This window comes from Nitrospiraceae bacterium, from assembly GCA_035623075.1.
Classification (GTDB): domain Bacteria; phylum Nitrospirota; class Nitrospiria; order Nitrospirales; family Nitrospiraceae; genus DASPUC01.
The window spans coordinates 24,110-45,734 of record DASPUC010000057.1 but is presented as its reverse complement, the minus strand read 5'-3'; the positions used below and the strand labels follow the sequence as shown (position 1 = coordinate 45,734).

The following is a 21,625-nucleotide window of genomic DNA, read 5'->3' as shown; positions in this document are numbered from 1 at the left end:
CTTCACGTCAGCGTTTGACCTGTCAGCCGCTCAAGTACTCGCAATGGCGACCTCGACGGGTCCTTCATAGAAACAACCAGCACGTAAAAAGTCTGCTCAAAAAGATGCTGCCCGCTCATAGCCGCGTGCGAGACTTGATCGGTGAATGCCATCCAGGTGCTGCCCGGCGGGAAATCATACGAGATCTGCTTTGCCCCGGACTGGTAATCCAAGTCTGTTTTCATACGGTCGTGTAACTGCAACATGAAATGGTCATACGCGGTTCGTCGGCTTTTTGTAATCCGCAACAAACGAAGTAGCTGGCTACTACCCCACAGAGGGGCGGATAGAGACGAAACATACCGACCCGGGACGGAAGGAAACGATTCGCCAAGCCTCCAAAAACGACCTCGTCCGTCTGGATTGATGTTACAGAAGATGCGAAGGATCCTCTTGTCCTGGACGGGTGACGACGGAAAGCTATCGACATGCAACCGCGTATCGTCTTTTCGCCAGGACCTCGTCCGTCCAAGGATTTCGACGGGACGGAAGCTGGTTCGAGCCTGACTGATGCTTGATGCATAGCGGGGAAACAGGTTCAGGACCAAATTCTTGCTGGAACTGGCGAAGCGTTGCATCATGGCCCGTAAGGTTCTCGTTGCCGTCTCATCAAGGCTGCTCCCGCTCAACGTTCCGGTGGCTACGTCCCAGCTGACATTCTTGCTTTTTGCCGCAGTTGCCGGGGACAGCAGATACCGTTCCGTCTCTTCCATGACGAAGCGGAGTTGTGGAAAGAACAAGACACTCCCTTCTTCGAGCGCGCACAGTGCGTTTTCTTGGACCGAGACAGGACATTGTTCATTCCACTCTTGTAAAGGAATGGTGACGATGGGGGTCATAACGGTTCCTCCAGCCTACGGCGACGTGTAAGCATACTCGCTGGCATTGTACCTGAATGCAGACGAAACTTCCTCGGTCCGCCGAAGGTTCTCTTCTCAACCCCGCTGCTTACGCCGGACTTGAGAGACGCCGATGGCAAGACAGATCACCGCCGGCCAGAATGTAAAGAAGAACAACAAGCCCGGACCGATGGGATTCGGGTTGGGATCAGGCCAGAGGCCAATTTCGGCAAGCAGAATGATACCCCAAAGCGGCCCTGAACCGATCACCAGCAGCCAGAAGCCGATCTGCACGAGCCGATTCTTGCGATACTCCTTCATCGCCAGTGATCAATCAGACATGAAACGGTACCAGACAGCGTTTTCTACCCCCACACCTGTGCGTGACGCCCACCGATACGGCGCACCAATGAATTACTCAGTCGTTCGGCAACGGAGAAGTGGGCTGGCTGTTAGCTCTATAGGGGTGTTAGGTATCATCGTCATCGAGTAAACGGTCTGCATTTCGTGGGAATTTCCGCCAAGCATCAAAATCGCTCTGAGCACATTCTCTGTGTTGCTCGGCAGAAGCGTCTCTTCCATTCCACGCAGTGTTGAGGTGGTGGTAAAGGTGACTCATGGCAATCTGGAACACTTCGAAGTCATATGTCGAGTCGTTGGCAATCTCCGCAATCGTGCGATCAAGTTCTTCCTTGGCTTCTCTCAGATGGAAAAGAACGGCGACGCGATTCATGAGCGTGAGGTATCTAACTGTTTATGATACTGACCAGCATAGTACGTACCGAAAGACTCCGAATTAACGCGTGATTCTTGCTCGTGTCCAACCAATTGTCAACGCTCCCGAGGGCTTCTCCTGGGCGGCACCCATGAGTGGTTCGACTGCGCGCATTGAGCGAGCACCGCCCGTAATTTGGCTATCTAATTGACCCTGCGTGCGCGCTCAGCGAGCAAGGAACCAACATGGGTGCCGTCCTCTAATTCCGCGTACGACAAGGCTTCCGACTTTCCTTGATGTCTCGTGAAAGGAAATAGAACCTCGCCCCATATCCTCCTGTGAAGGGAGGACTTCATGGGACAGGACAACGAGAAAAGTCGATCGGGCAAGACCGCCAGTTGGCGCGACCCCCGCCTCTACCAGATCGCCAGCCTAGGTACGCTCCTGACTTACGGGCTGCTCTGGCTGCACTTCGATGTTTCGCTTGCACAGATCGCTATCACATTTGGCGTGACGCTACTCACACAATATGCCGGCACACGCCTCTATAAGCTGCCGTCGTTCGACCCTCTCAGCGCGTTCGTTTCAGCCGTGGGTCTCTGTATCTTCCTCCGGACTAACGTTCTTTTCGTCGTCGCCCTGGCTGCGCTCATCGCGATCGGTAGCAAATTCGTCATCCGCTGGAACAAGAAACACATCTTCAACCCGACGAACCTCGCGCTCGTCGTCGTCATCGTGAGCGGCCTTGGCTGGATCTCGCCGGGACAATGGGGACAGGTCGCCTGGCTCGGTTTTCTCATTGCCTGCATGGGTAGCCTCGTCGTCACTCGGGCGGCTCGGGCGGACGTCACGCTGTCATTCCTTGCCTTCTATCTTGGCCTGCTGGTCACACGGGCGCTGTGGCTCGGCGATCCCTTGACCATCCCGTTGCATCAAATCGAAAGCGTCACGCTGCTCATCTTTTCCTTCTTCATGATCTCGGACCCGAAGACCACGCCGAATGCTCGGGCTGGCCGCATTTTCTTCACCTTTCTGGTCGCGGTGGCTGCTCTCTTCGTGCAGTTCGTGTTGTGGCGTCCCAACGGGCCGCTCTGGGGGTTGATCGTGTGCTCGCCGCTGGTCCCGCTGATCGATCGCATGTTTCCCGGTTCCCAATACGATTGGTCCCGTCCTTCGGTCGGCCATCCCTCAACACCACTCATCGTCCCTGTTCCTTCATTACCAAAGGAGGTTGTTATGACACGCCCGCTCGTCCTTGCGCTGACGTTTTTCATCGGTCTGTTCTTTTGGAGTGGATCCGCTTCTGCTTTCTGCGGCTTCTATGTCGGCAAGGCCGACACGAAACTCTTCAACAAAGCGTCGGAGGTCGCTATCGCCCGTCATGACGACAAGACCGTTATCACGATGGCCAATGACTTCAAAGGCGACGTGAAGGAATTCGCATTGGTGGTGCCGGTGCCGACGGTGCTGGAGAAAGACCAAATTCATGTCGGCGACACGGCTGTCTTGAAACATCTCGCCGATTATTCCGCGCCCCGATTGGTTGAATACTTCGATGAGAATCCCTGCCTCCGCTATGGCCTGATGGAGCGCAAGATGGACGCGCTGAAGAGTATGCCTCAGGCTGCCGCCGGAAAGCTGGAACGGGACAGGGCCTTGGGTGTGACCGTCGAGGCACAGTACACTGTTGGGGAGTACGACATCCTGATCCTCTCGGCCAAAGAGAGCGCCGGGCTCGAAACCTGGCTGACGGAAAACGGCTACCGCATTCCGACCGGCGCCTCCTCCGTGTTGCACAGTTATCTCAAACAAGGCCTGAAGTTCTTTGTGGCAAAGGTCAATCTCACAGAGCAAGCGAAGCTCGGCTTTACCCACCTCCGGCCGCTCCAGATCGCCTTCGAGTCGCCGAAGTTCGTGCTACCGATCCGTCTCGGCACAGTGAATGCGGATGGTACGCAGGAACTCTTCGTGTACTTCCTGACAAAGCAAGGGCGCGTGGAAACGACGAACTATCGGACTGTGCGCCTGCCGGAAGCGCAGGAGATTCCCTTGTACGTGAAAGACAAGTTCGGCGACTTTTATCGTGACCTGTTTACGCAGCAAGTGAAACGCGAGAATGAACGCGGCGTGTTCCTGGAATATGCCTGGGACATGAACTGGTGCGACCCCTGCGCCGCCAACCCGCTCTCTGCTGAGGAGCTGCGTGGCCTTGGCGTGTTTTGGCAGGACAATGGCGGGAAGATGTTGAGGGGGCAGGCTCAGAACGTCTTCCTCACCAGGCTGCATGTTCGCTATGACGCAATACATTTTCCCGAAGATCTGATCTTCCAGGAAACGTCGGATCGCTCCAACTTCCAAGCCCGCTACATTCTGCGCCATGCCTGGACCGGAACGGATGAGTGTCCCGCCGCTGCGACCTATCGGCAACAACTGCGCGAGCGTTATGAGCGGGAGGCGCAGACACTGGCGACGCTGACCGGTTGGAACATTGGTGACATCCGGAAGGCGATGAACATCGCTGCGTTGCCGACGAGCGACGACACGAAGTGGTATCAGCGGTTATGGAATAATTGAATCCTGTCAGCCGGCGCGGGGAGCAATACGAGGCTTCCCGCGCCATTTCATACCTTTCAACTGGCACGAGAAGGCTGTTATCCAGCAGGAGTGCCGTGAGAGAGTTGCGCGACCTGACCTCGATCCTCACCTCCTCCTCTGGCCGTCACGGTCCGAACAGGAAGGCCGTCGCGGAAGACAATGAAGTTGGTTGGAACGGCTGCAACCCGGGGGCCTGGCAGAATCACACCGACAAGATTCAGCGGATCGCAGGCGGAGAGTTTCATTTCTATCGCGCCAGCCGACCCGTGACCCTTCCTGATCGCACGAAGTGCTTCGACGGCTTCGGGTAAGGCGAACTGCTCACCGACGAACCCCGAGACAAAGCGTCCGCCGCGGATTTCTCCTTTCAGCTCCATTCGTCGATAGGCCACCAGCAGATCGCGCCACGATTGGACCACTGACTCACGCGCGAGGAGATCTCGGAACACGACGCCGTAGCGGCGGAGCAGTTGGTGAGCGACTCGTTCCGATGACGAGTTTGGCGAGAGGCGCGGGGCAAGAGGCGAGGGGTTACTGTTTGATTCACCTCTAGCCTCTAGCCTCGTACCACTTGCCTGTCGTAAGAGAGACCACCGACCGGCTGCATGCCGAGGCCGACGGGACCGTTCACGTCCTTCCGCCCGGCGGCGGCGAGGGTCCATGAGGGCACGGAGATTGTCGAACCCGTCGGCTGTGACTAAGCCGGCGGCTACAAGTTCCCAGAGCCCATCTTCCACTTCTGTCGGAAGATGGTTGGTCATCCGCACCAGATCGGCGAAGAAGCTTGCACCTCGTTCCTGCAAGGCACGTCGCAGGTCCTGTGCTACGGCGGTCAAGTGAGCAAACGGTTCAGGCCCAGCCGATGCAGCGTCAGCATGGAACGCCTCCATCAACCACTCACTCTCCTCGCGTGGGAACAGGCTGATCGGAGCCAGACTGGTTGGAACGATCCGGCGTGCCCGATCAAGTTCAGCACTTTGAGTTAGGCGTGGATGAGGAGATAACCGGCCCCAACTGACCGCTCCACTCAAGCAGAGTCGGTCCAGGAGCTCCGGCTCATATTTCGCGAGACGAACGCGCAACAGCTGCGGTTCCCAGGCGGATGCTGCGGCTTCGAATCCCGCAAGCAGCTTCACCACTTCCAAAAGCCCCGCTTCTGCATGTTGACGCGATCCTGGCGCGACACGCTGCCATTGCAGCAGAAATCGCATGAACTCGGCTGCAGTCACCGGCTCTACTTCTTTTCGCAGTTTCCCGATCGTCAGCCGATGGATGCGTGCCAACAAGCGACGATGGCACCACTCTTCCGAAGCAGGCAAGGGGCCAGGGGCAAGGGGCGAGAGGGTCGAGATTTCTTCCGTACTACTCGCCACTCGCCTCTCGCCTCGTACCTGTGCGGCCCGGAATCGGCCGCGCAGGACCTGACCCGAGGCTTCGAGGCGTATGAATGATTGATCCACTGACTCCGTCGGAAAACGCAGCCGAGCAGCCAATTCTGTCGCAGTCGTGGGGCCGATGCTTTCCATCCAACCGAGAACGATGGCATCGAGCGTCGTCTCATCCCCGCTTCCCGCTAACAACTTTTCAACCCGATCCCGATTTTCCGTCGCAACCCATCCCCTCACAAAGTTAGGCGTGAGGCGTGAGCCGTGAGGCGAGGGGGAGGATATTTCTCTAGCCCCTTGCCTCTCACCACTGGCAGTAACGATCTCAGCACGGCAGGACTCAACAAGCGTGCAGAGAAACGGCCCCCAACCAGTGGCCATCGATTCAGGCACCCACAGCAATGTGAGTAAGGCATCGTGGCATTCATCGGCATCGCGGACTACCGGCCAAGATTCACGCGCCACTTCTTCGATCGCAGCAGGGTCGAGCGCACCGACCTCATCGGCCAAGGTTGCCGGGAGTGTTCTCCGCATCTCCACTGCCCGGGCCCGGCGTTCCTCCAGCGGTGCATCGTCGAGAAAGGCGTAGGGATTCGCGTTCAGAATTTCATGGGAGAAGGGTGAGGGTGCTGGCGTATCCACGGCCACGCAACGGATCGCACCAGCCTCGATCCGTTTGAGCAGATGCGTGAGCCCTTCGACATCCATTGCCTCGGTCAAACAGTCCCGCACTGTCTCGTTGACGAGCGGATGGTCGGGAATTTGTCTCGTTCGTTCGCCGACTATATTGTCCTGACAGGCTATGGCATCGGGGAACACGGCTGCCAGAAGATCCTCGGCTTTCATCCGCTGAATCTGAGGCGGGACTTTCTTCCCCCCGGCAAACCTAAGCAACACCAACGCCCGGCTCGCATTCCACCGCCAGCGAGTCATGAACATCGGCGCTTGCAACAGCGCTTGGACCAAAACCTCACGAACTGAGTGACTGTGGAGATAGCCAAAGACTGACTCTAACCGGAAACTATGTCGCTCCCCCAAAGAAATCACGATGCCGTTGTCCGTCGCGGCCGCCTGCAGTTCGAAATCGAATGTCACACAGAACCGTTTTCTGAGCGCCAGGCCCCAAGCCCGGTTGATCCGACCGCCGAAGGGCGCATGGATCACGAGCTGCATGCCGCCGCTTTCGTCGAAGAATCGTTCAGCGACAATGGTCTCCTGGGTCGGCACCGTCCCGAGTACCGCCTGGCCGGCCAGGACGTAGCACACCGCCTGTTCTGCGCCTCGTTGATCGAGCGCACATTCTTGGCGAAGCCAGGCAAGAGGCGAGAGGCGAGAGGCGAGAGGCGCGTTCGAAAGATCTTGGCCACCGCTCGCCACATGCCCCGCGCCACTAGCCCGTTGCGCAATCTCCTGCCGAAGCAGCGACAGTTCGGTTGATAACTCGATCGTGCGCGACGGCGCTTCGCCGCGCCAAAAGGGAATGTTGGGCGGTGCTCCCTGCGCGTCTTCGACCCGGACTTTCCCTGCCTCGATCCCCTTGATTCGCCAGGACGTATTCCCGAGCAACATGATGTCGCCAGCGAGACTCTCCACAGCAAAGTCTTCGTCCACCGATCCCACCACCGTACCGTCCGGCTCGGCTATGACCGCATAGTTCGCCGTGTCGGGAATTGCCCCACCGGAGGTAATCGCCGCCAGTCGTGCCCCTCGACGCCCTTTAATCCGGTGATTGATGCGGTCGTAGTACAGGTGCGCCTGTCCACGGCCTCGATGCGTGGCGATTCCGTCGGCCAACATGCGCAGCACTTCCTCAAACTCTCTGCGAGCCAGCTCACGATAAGGATGGGCCCGCCGGCAGAGCGCGAAGAGGTCGTCGACCTGCCAGGTCTCGGATGCGCTGGCCGCCACCACTTGTTGCGCCAACACATCGAGCGGCGCTAGTGGCACGCTGATGCGATCGAGGATGTTGCGGCGGATTGCTCGTACCAGGGCGGCGCATTCGAGCAGTTCGTCTCTCGTGAGCGCAAACAATCGGCCTTTGGGAATCGCCTTGATCCAGTGACCGGCGCGTCCGACTCGTTGGAGACCAGTGGCAATCGCACGAGGCGAGCCGAGTTGGCAGACCAAATCAACTGTTCCAATGTCGATGCCCAACTCCAACGACGCAGTTGCCACGACGACTCGCGTCTTGCCTGTTTTCAACCGCTCTTCCGCCGATAATCTGATCTGGCGAGACAAACTGCCGTGGTGGGCTGCTACAGCATCAGGACCAAGGTCCTGCAATCGCTCTTCGAGATGGTGTGAGACCCGTTCCGCCAGCCGTCTGGTATTCACAAACACGAGCGTCGAACGATGCTGCCTGACCAGGTCGGCCAATCGATCGTAGACCTCGGCCCAAATGGCATTCGTCGCAACTGCGCTGAGTTCATCTTTCGGCACTTCGACGGCTAGATCCATGTCGCGCCTGTGGCCTACGTCGATGATGGTCGGCATGGGCCGATCACCCACGAGGAATTGCGCGACGGTTTCGATCGGCTGCTGGGTCGCAGACAGGCCAATCCGTTGCGGCTTGACCAAAGTCAACGCCTCCAGGCGCTCGAGCGACAGAGCTAGGTGAGCACCTCGCTTGTTGGGAGCGACAGCGTGAATTTCGTCCACGATGACTGTCTTGACCGTCTGGAGCATTCGGCGGCTCTTCTCGGCCGTGAGCAGGATGAAGAGTGATTCCGGCGTCGTCACGAGAATGTGCGGGGGACGTTTCAACATCTGCTGGCGCTCCACCATCGGCGTATCACCGGTACGCACCAGCACGCGCAGTTCTGGCATCAGTAAACCAACCTGCAAGGCGGCTTGCCCGATGTCGTTTAACGGCTGTTGTAGGTTTTTCTGAACGTCGTTGCTGAGGGCCTTGAGCGGTGAAACGTAGAGCCCCTGCGTGTGGTCATCGAGGGCCCGATCGAGAGCTTGCTTGAACAGGTGGTCGATACAGGAGAGGAACGCCGCGAAGGTTTTCCCCGATCCGGTCGGCGCGGCGATCAGCGCGTCTTGACCTGACTGGATGGCAGGCCAAGCAGCTTGCTGCACGTCCGTCGGAACTCCGATAGACGATTGGAACCAGTCGGCAATAAGGGGATGAAAGCGGGTGAGCGGCATCGCAGCGTGATCGTACCACGCTGCGATAGGAAGCTCTACCGGTGTTACGGCATGGCGCGGACGTAAATCTGTCGGTTCCCTGGTGCAGGAGAAACAAGATTGGTCGCCGTGGATGAGAAGGCAATGAACTGGCCGTTCCCATTGGCAGATGGATCAATGGTACCCCCGGCAACACTATTCGCGGGATTGTTTGCGTTATCTTTCGATACCAAAGAGGTCTGTTCGATTCCGGCACATCCGCCAATGGCAAGGGGACCTCGAATGAATATCTGATTGGCAGGTGCTCCTAAATTTGTCGATTGGGAAGTAAAGGCTACGACGCATCCGTCAATACTAATGGACGGGGAATCGCTCGGAAAGTTGCCAGGTATCGGAACTGGATTGGTGTTGTCTTTCGATAATAAAATAGTTTGGCCATTCGGGAAGGGAACACTGGCCTGGCTATCATGGAGATAGATCTGCTGACCAGACGCCCCAAAATTCGTCGCATTCGATACAAACGCTACAAAGCGTCCGTCGCCACTGACGGACGGAGCTGTATTGCTCGATCCAGCGCTGGCCGGATTGCCGGTGTTGTCTTGTGACACCAGGCTCGTCACACCGGTTTGAACATTGCGCAGATAAATTTGTTGACCGGTGACACCGGTCAACAACGTTGCATTCGATATGAACGCCACAATGAAACCGTTTGAACTAATGGAGGGGCTGCTGCTGGCGCCAATTCCAGGTAAGGCGCTGTTGTCCTGTGAGACTAGACTGATTTGTTCCACACCCACGCAAGTCCCTGGGCCTGGCAGAGGACCACGAACATAGATCTGCTGATTGCCGCCTGGGATGCCGAAATTGGTCGATAGGGAGGCGAATGCTACGAAGCAACCATCCCGACTGATGGACGGCGCACTGCTGGCCCCATTTCCCGCAAGTGGTATGGGGCTATTGTCCTTTGAGATTAGTGTCGTTTGACCATTGGGAAACGTTTGACTGGTTTGGGTATCGTATAAATAGATCTGTTGACCCGATGTCCCAGTCACAAGATTCGTCGCATTTGAGACATAGGCCACAAAGCGGCCATCACTGCTTATGCTCGGCGAAGTCGTTGTCGCTGCAGGATCCGCTGGATTTCCAGCATTGTTTTTCGACACCAAGCTTGTTTGGTTCGTCTGCCAGTCATGGAGATAAATCTGCGAGCCGCCGACACCCGGGACAAGGTTACTGGCCATTGAGACAAAGGCGACGAAGCGACCGTCGTTGCTGATAGCCGGCTTATTGCTGGCCGCCGTCCCAGGTACTGGAGGCGTACTGTTGTCGACGGACACTATATCGGTTCGATTGTGCACGGCCAGGAGAACTGTTCCCTGCCTCATTGCTCCGGCTGTATCGGTCACGCGAAAGGTCGGATTGAAGTTGCCGACATCTAAGGTTGCCGGAGTTCCGGTCAGAACCCCCGTGGCAGTGTTGAGCGAGGCCCAAGCAGGCAATCCACTCACGACTGCCCAGGTATACGGCGGTGTTCCCCCCATCGCAACGAGTGTTGACGCATAGGGATTGCCCGCCACAGCGAAATTGGCTGAGGTCGTGGTGATAGCGAGGCTCGACCCATTTCCGCCTCCGCCCCCGCCCGAGCTGGAACAGCCGGAAAGCGCCACCGTGAGAACGGCGATCACCAAAAAGGACGCGATGGGCTTCATATCGCGCATTCTCTTATGGTCTCTCCTCGAAGGCAAGAATTGTGTGATCTCTCGCAAATATGAAAAAATGCCTGTCTGGAAGAAAAATTATCGCTATGCTGCCTCAGTTGAGATTACCGCTCACTGTGCTGGGATCGGGCTACACCGGCCGCTGTCTTGCAGCCGTAGCCTCCAACCAAGGCAGAGCTGTCCTGTGTACTAGCCGCGATCCCGATCGACAGCTGACGCATCTCGCTCCATCGCAACGACTCAGGTTCGACCTTGCGCAGCCTGACACATGGACGAACACTCCCCCAGGCGCCGATCTCATTTGGTGTTTCCCTGCCACGCCACTTGAACTGGTTCAGGTCTTTGCAAAGACGCTCGGCGCACCACCCCGTCGTCTTCTCGTCTTAGGCAGCACATCGGCCTACGACATCGGTGACTCACATGAATATCCGCCGCCTTGGATCGACGAATCAGCCGCGATCGATCTGCGGAAACCGCGGGTGAAGGGAGAAGAATATCTCCGCAAAGAACACGGAGCGATCGTGCTTCGAGTCGCCGGTATCTACGGGCCGGGACGCAATCCGCTGGACTGGATCAGAAGCGGACGCGTCGGCCCCTCCCGGAGGTATGTGAACCTCATTCACGTGGAAGATCTGGCGGCGATTTGCCTGGCTGCATTGGCAAGAGGCGAATCCGGTGAGGTTTACAACGTCAGCGATGGAACGCCGCGCACATGGGCGGACATCTGTCGAATGGCACAGACACACTGGGGCGTGACGGCTCACAAGGGCGGAAACGACAGCCAAATGGGCAAGCGCATCACGACGATCGCGCTCCGGGAAAGGTTGGGCGCCGTTATTCGGCACCCAGATCTTCAGGCCGAATTAGAAAAGTTGGAAGGCATGAGGCGTTGAGGCTTCTCGTGCGGACGGGGAAACTTGCTACCAGCGCAGGAGAGCCATGACGCTCAGACACACCAGTAGATTGTTCATGGCATGCGCGAGGATGGCAGGAAGCAGACTCCCGGTTTTTTCATAGATCCAGGCCCACAGGAGGCCGCTCCACAGCACACTAATGAATCCGACCAGTCCGTAGCCGTGAGCAATGGCGAAGACGCTCGCACTCATGAGAGCGGCTGGAAGAAAGCGGAACTTTCTTCGGAGAATGGCGAAGAGCAGCCCGCGAAATGCGAGTTCTTCAAAAACCGGGGCGAAGGCAACATATTCCACCAGGCTGATGGCGGTCAACGAGGATGGGCCCCAGACTAAATCAGCGTCAAACCATTCCGTCCAGTGGTTTGTCAGATGCAGCGGTTCCGCCATCCGATCCATGACCCATTCGCCCCACAACCCAGCAGCTATCACGGCGAGTACCGCCGTGATCAGTCGCCCGCTGCGGGCCCATCCGATCTCCAATCCGAATCCCTGATCGAACGTCATCCGAGCCGGCCTGAAGAGGTATTGGTAGGCCAGCAGCAGCAGCGGCAAGTTCGTCAATGGAATCGCCAAGGCTCGCAACGAGGCGTTTTCTTGCGGCATGTAAAGCAGAAACAACACGGTGAGCATCGCCCCGATTGCTCCACCACGCAGGAGAACGGCGGCCCCGATTCCGCCCGGCCACGGAGGGGGGACGCCTGGCTCGTGAAGCCTCACCACATTCGGCACACGTGCTCTCGTGACCCAGAAGATGATGAGAACGACTGTCCCCACGATCATCGCCGCGAACTCGACGGCGGTGATCACTCGCGCACGTGCAAACTGTCGATCGACACGGGCGGCATAGGCCTCGCGAATCGTGTACAACAGCGGCTGATCGTTGGCTCGTTGGGCGAGGCGCTCTGCCAGCCTGTCGTAAAACCAGCCGGCCGGCACTGAGTCGGCCAACTCGGCCTGCAAGGTCTCAAATGTTTCACCGCCGGGGAGCGGCCCCTCCCCATAGGCCCCGATCACAAGCGCAGCCAATCGCGAGAGGGGTTCACCCGCCTGACGCCACTCATGGGCCAAGAGAAGCGCCTGAGATGTGTGTCCAGACTCGGCTTGCAACACCGCCAATTGCAGAGGTACCAGCGCCTCGTCTGACAGGTCTGCGAGTTCCTGGAACCAGGCGATAGCCTGTGCCCGTTCCACTTCGTTGTCGCCTGAAATCCAGCTGAACAGGGTTTGTTGCCACGCTGGCGCCCGTTTCAAGCCTTCCTGCACATCCATGATTCGGCTCACCATGAGGGCGAGCGCCCGCTCCGGAGCTTCCACTCGTTCAAGTTTTGGAATGGATGCCGACAACCAGACCACGGAACTCAAGGCGACCACAAGAACCAGTGCGGTCAGCACACTCACGATCGGAGAAAATCGGTTGGAATATTCGCCGACTGCCGGTGGAGGATTGTTCTCAAACCACCACGAAGAGGTTGGCAAGGAGATGGTGGAGGCCGCCGCTTCAGTTTCCATACGTGCATGAACTATAACATGGCGGTTTTTAGCCCCGAAACCCCTCGAAATGCTTGCCCTGTGAGGACGAGCTTCAAGAATCTCATGGCTGAAGACGACCGGATTTCGCTATACTGCGCCAAAATCCTGAGCGGAGCCCGTGAACATGCATGAGTTTCTGCCTCCAAAACGGATCCTGCTTGGTCCAGGTCCTAGCCTGGTTCATCCCCGAGTCTTACGGGCGTTAGCCACCCCGCTATTGGGCCACCTCGAGCCGGCATTCCTCACAGTGATGAACGATATCCAGACGTTGCTCCGCACCGTCTTTCAGACTACGAACCGCTTTACGATCGCCGTTTCAGGAACCGGTTCCGCCGGGATGGAAGCTTCCGTGGTCAATCTGGTCGAGCCAGGCGACTCCGTGATCGTCGGCGTCAACGGAGCCTTCGGCACCAGGCTCGCGACGGTTGTCGAACGGTGCGGCGGAAAAGCTATTCGCGTGGAAGCCCCTTGGGGAGATATTATCGAACCGGCGATGATCGAGCAGGCCTTGCGCCGCGCAGGGCCGGTGAAGGCTGTAGCTGTCGTCCATGCCGAAACCTCAACCGGAGCGTGGCAACCCATCGAACCGATCTCTCGCCTCTGTCGCGACCATGGCGCTCTGCTGATTGTCGATGCGGTGACTTCGCTCGGCGGCGTGCCGGTGGAGGTCGATCGATGGGGCATCGACGTCTGCTACAGCGGTACCCAGAAGTGTCTCAGTTGCCCCCCCGGACTGGCCCCCTTGACGGTGAGCGACCGAGCCATGGCCGCCATCAAAGGACGTCGCACGCCTTGTCAGAGTTGGTACTTGGACATGGCACTGGTGGCGGACTATTGGGCTGAGGGCGCACGTATCTACCATCACACAGCCCCTGTTTCGATGCTCTATGCCTTACGGGAAGCGTTGCGGCTGGTCGAAGAAGAAGGATTGCCCGCTCGCTTCACACGCCACCGGCTCAATAGCGAAGCATTGGTCGCCGGTCTGATAGAATTGGGCCTCACTCCGCTGCCGCCTGCTGAACATCGGTTGCCGATGCTGACCTGCGTCAAGCTTCCCGGTCACATTGACGAGGCGGCAGTCCGGACACAGCTGCTGCAGACCTTTGGCATCGAAATAGGGGGCGGTTTGGGGCCGTTGAAGGGAAAAGTCTGGCGCATCGGCCTCATGGGAGAATCCTGCACTGAAGCCAATGTGTTGACCTTACTGAACGCACTCGAAGATATTTTATTCCGGTCCGGTGGCCTCTCGACTCCAGGTGTTGCATTGCAAGCAGCGGCGCGGGCCTATAGCCGGGCACATTAGTCCGGAGAAGGACAGAATCATGAATCGTCCGTTGACAGTGGTGTTGGGCGCGGCAACCTTCGCATTTATTGCCGTGGTTGCCTTTTGGATTTTCAAGCTCACGTTGGCCGACTCCATGAAGAGCGATATGGTTTCAGCGCAGAAGGTGGCGGCCTTCATCCATGCCGTGCTTGAGGCCAACCGGAACAACTATACCGAGAACGTCGTTAGCAAGCTTCAGCGCGACGGGATCGAAGCCCATGAGCATTGGAGGGACGAACGGGGCGTGCCGCTGCCGGCACAGTTCCTGATGGAAACAGGCCGTCTTGTCGCGCTCAAGGATCTGAACTTCTCGTTCCGGCTCGCCAGTCTGACCCCGGTTTATGTCTGGAATGGCCCCAACAGCGATCTCGAGCGACAGGGCCTTATGGCGGTACAACAAAATCCTGACCATCCGTACTACGGATTCATCACCAAGAGCGGCACGCGGTATTTTCAGGCCATCTATGCCGATCGGGCTGTGTCCGCCGCATGCGTTGAATGCCACAACAATCATCCCAACAGTCCTCGTCGCGATTTCAAACTGAACGACGTCATGGGCGGCATCGTGATTACCTTCCCCGTCGGCGAGTAGTGTCGTGACCATCGCGATCCACAACACGCGCCTGATCGACGGGGCCGGTGCGGTGATCGAGCATGCCACCGTGATCATTCGAGACACCACGATTGCCACCGTCGGCACGATCAAGGACGTGGCCGTACCGCGTGGGGCCACACGCGTCGACGGACGCGGCTTCACCCTGTTGCCGGGGCTCATCGACTGCCATGTCCATCTCTGTCTTGGAGGCGAAGCGGACGTGGTCGAGACGATCACCCGAGAGGCACCTGCCCTCACTTTGCTCAAATCGAGCTGCGCGGCACGACAGACCTTGGAAGCGGGTTTCACCACCGTGCGTGACGTTGGAGCACGCGATCACTCCATTTTTGCGTTAAAACACGCTGTCGACACCGGGCTCGTGCCAGGTCCTCGCATTGTGGGGGCGGGCCTCGCGATTTGCATGGTCGGCGGCCATGCCCGCTTTATCGGGCAGGAGGTGGCGGGGACCGATCAGGTCCGTACGGTGGTACGTGCGCAGATAGCCGCGGGAGCAGAGGTCATCAAAGTCATTGCCTCAGGCGGCGTATTGACGGCCGGCACGTTACCGGACCAGGCGCAGATGACCCCAGAGGAGTTGCGGGCAGCTGTGGAAGAGGCTCAGCGGGCAGGGCGAAAAGTGGCAGCCCATGCACATGGAGCCTCGGGAATGAAAAACGCAATCAATGCCGGAGCACATTCGATCGAGCATGCCACGCTTATGGACGAGGACGCGGCGGTCCTGATGAAACAACACGGTGTGTTTATGGTCCCGACGCTTTCCGCTCTCGCGACCACCGCAGCTTGCCGACCCGGCTGTGGCATACCAGAAAACGCCCTCGAGAAAGCCAAGGCGATGACACAGCGCCATGCCGCGAGCTTCAAGAAGGCCCACCGCAGTGGCATCCTGATTGCGATGGGCACGGATGCCGGCACACCGTTTAATTACCATGGGGAGAATGCACAAGAACTGGATCGGATGGTCGCCTTCGGCATGAGCCCGATGGAGGCAATCATGGCGTCGACCTCAGCCGCGGCACGATTGATTGGGATTCAGGACCACGTGGGCACGATTACGAAAGGGAAGACGGCTGATCTCGTCGTGTTCGACGGCGATCCGTTACGACGCATCGAACTCTTACGCGACCGCAACAGAATCGCCGGCGTCATGCAGGCGGGCAAGTTCGTGGCAGGCCCGCTTTCGAGGACGTGATGCGCCCGCGATCGGTCGGTCTTTTCACCTCTTACGCGTCACGCCTAACGTCGTTCATAGAACAGCTCCAGCGCGGCAGTGAACCCGATTTGTCGGCCGCGGCGGAAGATATCTTCCAACTGCCTGCGTAGCGACCGGAGCGATCCTTCATCTCCTCGTTTCACAACTCCTCGCGTAATCAACATCTCAGCGGCAACGTCGACCAGTTTTTTCTTCCGGGCGTCCATCTCAGGCGTCACGAACTCTTCCATGATCTCCGCCGCCCGCTCGTCGACGATGAATTTATTGAACGTGTCGTACCCTTGAAATGCGACGGTACGATCGCGAATGATCGCCAACTCCGCTTTGATGCGGTGGACCTGCTTGATGACGAGGGCAAAGAGTTCCTTTCGCCCTTCGTCGAACAGTTGAGTCTCCATCTCCTCGAGAATCTCGGTCGGGCTGGGCCCGACCTCACGCGGCTCATCACCCCATTGAAGCCGGTCGTAGGTGCGCCGTTGCTCGAAGTCTCCCAGCACCTCATAGGCCGCATTGATCTCCCGGATCTTGGCTTCGGCGTCCTTGCTACTGGGATTGCGGTCGGGATGGTGCTGAAAGACCAGCTTCCGGTAGGCCTTCTTGATATCGTCATCAGACGCCTCTCGCGCGACACCCAGCACTCGGTAGCAATCCATCCGCAGCATGGCCGCGAAACTATACCATGCGTCTTCGCCGCGCTTCACCTTGACGCTTTGATGGCGCCTAGTTCGGCGGTCTGACCAACTTATCGTCAATCCTGAGCAGGTCTCGGCCGGAAGGGCGTGGGCGGTCGAAGGATTGACTCCGTGAACGAACCCACTTAGCCTTGCGCGACTCAAATGGGTTTCACGGCTTGAGGCAACAGACGGGCGAATGGATTCGTCCGCTTGTTTCGTACCTCTGGCCTCCAACCGAGAAAGGCCTGTGCGGTGACAATCAGATCCTGGCGCGATGGCGTGACACCCTATCAATGGCTTGTTCTCCTCATTGCCTGGCTTGGGTGGGTCTTCGACGCGATGGACGCGACGATCTATGCCATCGTGCTTCATCCGGCTCTGCATGACCTGCTCGAACCTTCCGGTCAGCCCGTCACGTCTGAAATGATCGGGTGGTACGGTGGCATTATATTCTCCGTATTTTTAATCGGCTGGGCCTTGGGCGGGATTTTCTTCGGCGTCATCGCGGATCACGTCGGCCGCACGAAAACATTGATCGCGACGATCCTGATCTATGCGGTCTTTACGGGATTGGCGGCGCTCTCGCAAGAATGGTGGCATCTCGCGATTTATCGCTTCCTGACGGCATTGGGCATCGGCGGCGAATGGGCAGCCGGCGCCGCGCTGGTGGCGGAGACATGGCCCGAGGAGAAACGGGCCAAGGCAGCGGGAATTCTGCAATCAGCCTGGGCGGCTGGTTTTTTTCTGGCTGCTTCGTTCAATCTGCTGCTGAAGGGTTACGGTTGGCGTGTACTGTTCGTCATCGGAATCTTGCCGGCCTTCGTGTCGCTGCTCGTCCGTTGGCACGTCAAAGAACCGGATCGCTGGGTAACAGTCCACAAACAGGACAGGGAAACCGACCTCGAACGTTTGACAGAAATCTTTGCTCCCTCACTCAGACGATCGACCGTCGTCGGTTCCCTGTTGGCATTCGTCGCTGTCTTCGGTCTGTGGGGGTCCACGAATTGGGCGCCGACACTGATTCGCGAGTTGCCGGAGTTGAAGGGATATGACGGCACGGCATTATCAGCGTACGTCAGCTATGCCATCATGGCGTTGAACGGCGGAGCCCTCTTTGGATACTTGGGTTTCGGCCCGTTGGCTGATCGGTTTGGACGCCGCGTGGTTTTCGGCTTCATGTGCCTTGGCAGCCTCGTGATGCTGCCGATGACATATCTACTACCGACAAGCTACATCGGTGTGTTGATGTTGCTGCCAGTTCTCGGATTCTTCAATAACGGTATTTTCAGTGGCTTCCCCATCTACCTACCCGAGCTCTACCCAACGCGGCTGCGCGCGACCGGTTCCGGCTTCTGCTTTAACGCCGGACGCGTCCTTGCTTCAACCTCACCCTTTCTCACAGGCTGGCTTGTGACAACACTCGGCTCGTTCGGTCGTGCGGCCAGCACCGTCGCTATGATCTACATTATGGGTCTGATCGTCTTACTGTTCGCCCCTGAAACAAGGGGGAAACCCCTGCCGGATTAGTCACCGTTACTCGCAAGATCCCTTGACCTTGACTTCCTGCATGTCCGGCTTATCTGACTTCCTATGACGGATCATCCAACGCCCAAGCCATTATCTCACGACGAGAAGAAGGCAGCTGAGGCGGCATTTTCAGGCCGGCCTTTTCATGCTACCTGGTCTGCGGGTGCTCGACTCGTCTACGACGGAATCCTGAAGGCCTTGCCGGCTCCTCCGGTTGGCTCCGTGACACACGAGACGGCAGCCTCTATTCCAACTGAGCCGACGTCGACCGCTCAACATCCAGCCGATCCTGCGACGGTTCAAGACGGAATACGACAGACCGACCGGTCTGACTCACCTGCGGTGATCACGGACATCAAGCAGGCCATCGATGCGGGTGTCTTGATTGATGTCAGCCCGACGGCGCAAAAACTTGGGATTACCTTTCCCATGATGATCACCAAGCCACTGTGGGAGGGGGGCATTACCGTTCATCAGACTTTGAACGAAGAGGAGGCGGCAGGTCGCTTGCGGGACGTGTTGATGGCATTTCGGCTAAGACTGTCCAATTCGGTTACCGTGTCCCCGTTGATCGATTTCCCAGCTCTATTGCCCGTTCCTCCCGGCACGGTTCCACAGCCGATTCCGCTGTTCGCGCTGATTCAGCCTAACAAGGAGCACCAGGCTACTGTCACGTTGCTCCTGCCGAACGAAGTCGCCCTCACAATTATGCCGATGAACTAAGAGGCGCGCATGGAGCAAGCCTGGACGAAGGCTCGCTCCTGAGCCTTCGTCCTGACGATGCCATCCAGTCGTGCATCGAGCAACCGAGTAAGCACCTCCTTCATCTGCGGTCCTGGCTCCATTCCCATTTGCACGAGATCGTTTCCCCGCAGCGTTGTCTGGCTGCCACGGAGCTGCGTCATGAAACGGAGCACCCGTCGCTGTGTTCGACTATTACGCAAGACTCCTTGTCCCGACGCTGCCTTAACCAGCAGCAAGACAAGTGCTTCATCGGAGACTTCGGTCAACAGACGATATACCTCAGACGGCCGTAAGCTGTGTGACCCTCCTAGGACTCGGAAGATACGAGCGGGCTTCTTTCCACTCATTCGAACCTTCTTCGCCTGCTCTTTCGATAACATGAGTCGCGCGATGACTTCTTCGAGAATGGATTCGCTTACCCCCTCAAGCAACGTCATCAAGGAAACGACTGGTCGATCGAGACAACTGGTTGGAAACCGTTTCGTCCACCAGGAGAGTACTCTGGGCAGAGCAAGAATCATCCGCCTGGCACGAACGTGATATCGTAGCTGAGGGTGAAGAAACCGAAACAGCTTCAGCTGACTCAACCGATTCATGACACGCGAAGGGTCTCGTTCGCCGAACAGGAGGAACCACTCGTTACACAACCGAGGGCCGGACAGGCGATCTATGAGATCGGTTGTCGCCGCAGTCCGCATCAGTCGTTGAGTATTGGCCTCTAGGGTGCCTTCGAATCGTTGCTCGAATCGGATCGCCCGAAAGATGCGCGTGGGATCGTCTTCAAAGCTCTTCGGGTGCAATACCCGGATGGTTCGGGCTCGCAGATCTTTCCGGCCCCCGTAGCAATCGATTAGCCGTCCAACCTGACCTGCATTCAACTGGATCGCCATGGCATTAATCGTAAAGTCCCGGCGATATAAATCCTCGGCCAGACTTGCCGGTGCTACTCGGGGCAATTCCGCCGGCAGGGCATAGGATTCCTTTCTCGTTGTTGCAATATCGACCCGGAGGCCGCTGGGGAACTTCAAGCGCGCAGTGGCAAATCTTTCGAAGACTGTCAGGCTCGTATGAAACCGGCCCGAGATTCCTCGAGCCAACGCGATACCATCCCCTTCGACTGCAAGATCAAGATCGAAAATGGGCTGATGCAGCAGTAAGTCGCGAACGACACCGCCGACAAGATAGACTTTTGCCCCCTGCGTATCGCCCAACCGTCCGATCGTGCGGAGCACAGAGGCCAAGCGAGCCGGCAGGCGGTGCAAGACACTCGTTGACTGAAATGGTCTGGCCATCATCCAATCACGACATGAGGAGGGAGGGTCTCTTATGGACGCTGGGATTTTTCAGTTCCTCTCGGCCGCTGAGTTTTGTCGGTGCGATCTGATTGTGATGTCCTCTCCGTCTGCGACCGATCGAGAGCTTGTCCTGGCGTGACTACACCCTCTGTCGCCGCTCTCTTGGCTTCAGCTCGCATTTCCTGGCGTGCCCGTTGTACCTCACTGACTACGGGTCCGAGTTCTAGTCCGAGCTGCTTCCCGACCACGCCCCATCCCATTTTCTGTGCTCGCAGATCACTGACTCTCCGTGTGGCTTCAACTACCGTTGGATAGTTTTTCGAGTCAGCCTTCGTTAGCTCCTGTGCCATAGCCAAACGAATGGCAATCTCACCCCACCCCTGCTTAGAAGCCCGCAGACTCTCGACGAGCGATGGATCGACCTTCAACTGCTTGGCTAACGCTTCTCCGTGTGCTTTCGGCATCCGACCAGCCGCATCTTCGTCCAACTCCTGCTGGACAACACGCAACTTCACATCGTCAGAAGCAGGAGGCAATAATTGTGCGATCGCGCTTCCCCATCCGATAACCAACCATCCCCCTACCCACAGGAGAGGAGACAGACTCATCACTTCGGTCTTAACAACTTGATCCAACATCACGGCGATTGCACCAGTCTGGATGAAATCCGGCCGGTCTCTCTAACCAGCTGCCGATCAATATGAACACGAGGCAGAGATCGGGGGCAACTCTCCATCTTTCAAATCAAAAAACTCTTTGATCCTGAGCAGATTTGGACAACTACATGCCGTTTTTTTTCCATTTTTCCAGGGATTCCGCAAACTGATTATGGGCGACCTGCTAAGTCTTTGATATTCCTTTGTCTTGCCGCACACGTCCCTCGGCACATGCCTTGCTGAGGCCTATCGGGTCGCAACGAATTCAGCAAGGAGGCACTCAGATGAAGAAGGCTCAAAAGAAAATTCTTCCCATCATGATTACGGCTCTCGCTGTAGTTGCGCTAGTCGGCGCCCCGGCAGCTGCGAAGAGTTCGAAGAAACAGGGATCCTATTCCTCGGCTGCCGCCGCAGCTGCCTCAATGGGAGCAACTGCGCAGACTCAAGCAGCCCCTAAGGCCGGCCAACACGACAGCAAACCGGGTCCTGCTTGGAAGACTGTTGGCGGCACGGTCAAGCAGATCAATGGTGACGCCTACTTGGTCGAAGATTATGAAGGGAACCAGGTCAAGCTCTACGTCGGCCAAGGTACAAAACAGATTAACAAGAAGAAGGTCGGGGACACCGTTCGCGCCGAAATCACGCGAGGCGGCTTCGCGAATTCCATTCAGTAACCCCCTACCCTGAATCCGCGCACCCACCTTGGGCGCGC

General features: G+C 57.7%; 17 protein-coding genes. 8 read left to right on the top strand and 9 right to left on the bottom strand.

The annotated features are described in order from the left end of the window. Positions 1-2 precede the first annotated feature (2 nt). The 3 genes from VEI50_16685 to VEI50_16675 all read right to left on the bottom strand — a co-directional run bounded on the left by VEI50_16685 (position 3) and on the right by VEI50_16675 (position 1,611). Entirely contained in the window at positions 3-878 is an 876-nt protein-coding gene (locus VEI50_16685; GenBank protein ID HXX76769.1) for a Kdo hydroxylase family protein, read from the bottom strand. 96 nt (positions 879-974) lie between these two features. Next, entirely contained in the window at positions 975-1,199 is a 225-nt protein-coding gene (locus tag VEI50_16680) for a hypothetical protein (GenBank protein HXX76768.1), read from the bottom strand. A 148-nt stretch (positions 1,200-1,347) separates the two neighbouring features. After that, positions 1,348-1,611 (bottom strand): hypothetical protein, encoded by a 264-nt coding sequence (locus tag VEI50_16675; GenBank protein ID HXX76767.1) that lies wholly within the window; start codon positions 1,609-1,611, stop codon positions 1,348-1,350. Positions 1,612-1,947: 336 nt separating this feature from the next. Here VEI50_16675 and VEI50_16670 point away from each other — a divergent pair, with 336 nt between their 5' ends. Further along, entirely contained in the window at positions 1,948-4,167 is a 2,220-nt protein-coding gene (locus VEI50_16670; GenBank protein ID HXX76766.1) for a DUF2330 domain-containing protein, read from the top strand. A 77-nt stretch (positions 4,168-4,244) separates the two neighbouring features. Here the strand turns inward: VEI50_16670 and VEI50_16665 are convergent, their stop codons facing one another. Together VEI50_16665 and VEI50_16660 are read right to left on the bottom strand one after the other, a co-directional pair. Continuing rightward, positions 4,245-8,726, bottom strand: a complete 4,482-nt coding sequence (locus tag VEI50_16665; GenBank protein ID HXX76765.1) for a DEAD/DEAH box helicase — start codon at positions 8,724-8,726, stop codon at positions 4,245-4,247. 44 nt (positions 8,727-8,770) lie between these two features. Continuing rightward, complete coding sequence (locus VEI50_16660; GenBank protein HXX76764.1) at positions 8,771-10,414, bottom strand: putative Ig domain-containing protein; 1,644 nt, start codon at positions 10,412-10,414, stop codon at positions 8,771-8,773. A 95-nt stretch (positions 10,415-10,509) separates the two neighbouring features. Between VEI50_16660 and VEI50_16655 the strand changes: the two genes are divergently transcribed. Then, positions 10,510-11,316, top strand: a complete 807-nt coding sequence (locus tag VEI50_16655; protein HXX76763.1) for a hypothetical protein — start codon at positions 10,510-10,512, stop codon at positions 11,314-11,316. A 27-nt stretch (positions 11,317-11,343) separates the two neighbouring features. Here the strand turns inward: VEI50_16655 and VEI50_16650 are convergent, their stop codons facing one another. Next, the gene (locus VEI50_16650) at positions 11,344-12,846 is read right to left on the bottom strand and encodes a CPBP family intramembrane glutamic endopeptidase (protein HXX76762.1); all 1,503 of its coding nucleotides are present in this window, start codon (positions 12,844-12,846) and stop codon (positions 11,344-11,346) included. Between the two features lie 145 nt (positions 12,847-12,991). Between VEI50_16650 and VEI50_16645 the strand changes: the two genes are divergently transcribed. Genes VEI50_16645 through VEI50_16635 form a run of 3 tightly spaced genes read left to right on the top strand, consistent with a single transcriptional unit; the run spans position 12,992 to position 15,996 of the window. Further along, the gene (locus VEI50_16645) at positions 12,992-14,170 is read left to right on the top strand and encodes an alanine--glyoxylate aminotransferase family protein (GenBank protein HXX76761.1); all 1,179 of its coding nucleotides are present in this window, start codon (positions 12,992-12,994) and stop codon (positions 14,168-14,170) included. Positions 14,171-14,189: 19 nt separating this feature from the next. Beyond that, on the top strand, positions 14,190-14,783 hold the full coding sequence (locus tag VEI50_16640; GenBank protein HXX76760.1) for a DUF3365 domain-containing protein: 594 nt from the start codon (positions 14,190-14,192) through the stop codon (positions 14,781-14,783). Positions 14,784-14,787: 4 nt separating this feature from the next. Next, positions 14,788-15,996: an amidohydrolase family protein gene (locus VEI50_16635; protein HXX76759.1), complete on the top strand. Its 1,209-nt coding sequence runs from the start codon at positions 14,788-14,790 to the stop codon at positions 15,994-15,996. A 44-nt stretch (positions 15,997-16,040) separates the two neighbouring features. On the opposite strand, the gene VEI50_16630 is transcribed toward VEI50_16635, so the two are convergent. Further along, positions 16,041-16,718 carry a DnaJ domain-containing protein gene (locus VEI50_16630; protein HXX76758.1) on the bottom strand — a complete coding sequence of 226 codons (678 nt, stop codon included), beginning with the start codon at positions 16,716-16,718 and terminating at the stop codon, positions 16,041-16,043. Positions 16,719-16,943: 225 nt separating this feature from the next. Here VEI50_16630 and VEI50_16625 point away from each other — a divergent pair, with 225 nt between their 5' ends. Beyond that, entirely contained in the window at positions 16,944-18,218 is a 1,275-nt protein-coding gene (locus VEI50_16625) for an MFS transporter (GenBank protein ID HXX76757.1), read from the top strand. A gap of 63 nt (positions 18,219-18,281) precedes the next feature. Then, positions 18,282-18,941, top strand: coding sequence for a DUF6573 family protein (locus VEI50_16620; GenBank protein HXX76756.1), 660 nt, complete (start codon positions 18,282-18,284; stop codon positions 18,939-18,941). Here VEI50_16620 and VEI50_16615 read toward each other — a convergent pair. Together VEI50_16615 and VEI50_16610 are read right to left on the bottom strand one after the other, a co-directional pair. After that, a complete protein-coding gene (locus tag VEI50_16615; GenBank protein ID HXX76755.1) occupies positions 18,938-20,257 on the bottom strand; it encodes a hypothetical protein in 1,320 nt (439 codons plus the stop codon). The genes VEI50_16620 and VEI50_16615 overlap by 4 nt on opposite strands. A gap of 29 nt (positions 20,258-20,286) precedes the next feature. Next, on the bottom strand, positions 20,287-20,895 hold the full coding sequence (locus tag VEI50_16610) for a hypothetical protein (protein ID HXX76754.1): 609 nt from the start codon (positions 20,893-20,895) through the stop codon (positions 20,287-20,289). Between the two features lie 302 nt (positions 20,896-21,197). On the opposite strand from VEI50_16610, the gene VEI50_16605 reads away from it, so the two are divergent. Then, a complete protein-coding gene (locus tag VEI50_16605) occupies positions 21,198-21,587 on the top strand; it encodes a hypothetical protein (GenBank protein ID HXX76753.1) in 390 nt (129 codons plus the stop codon). The last annotated feature ends 38 nt before the right edge of the window (positions 21,588-21,625 follow it).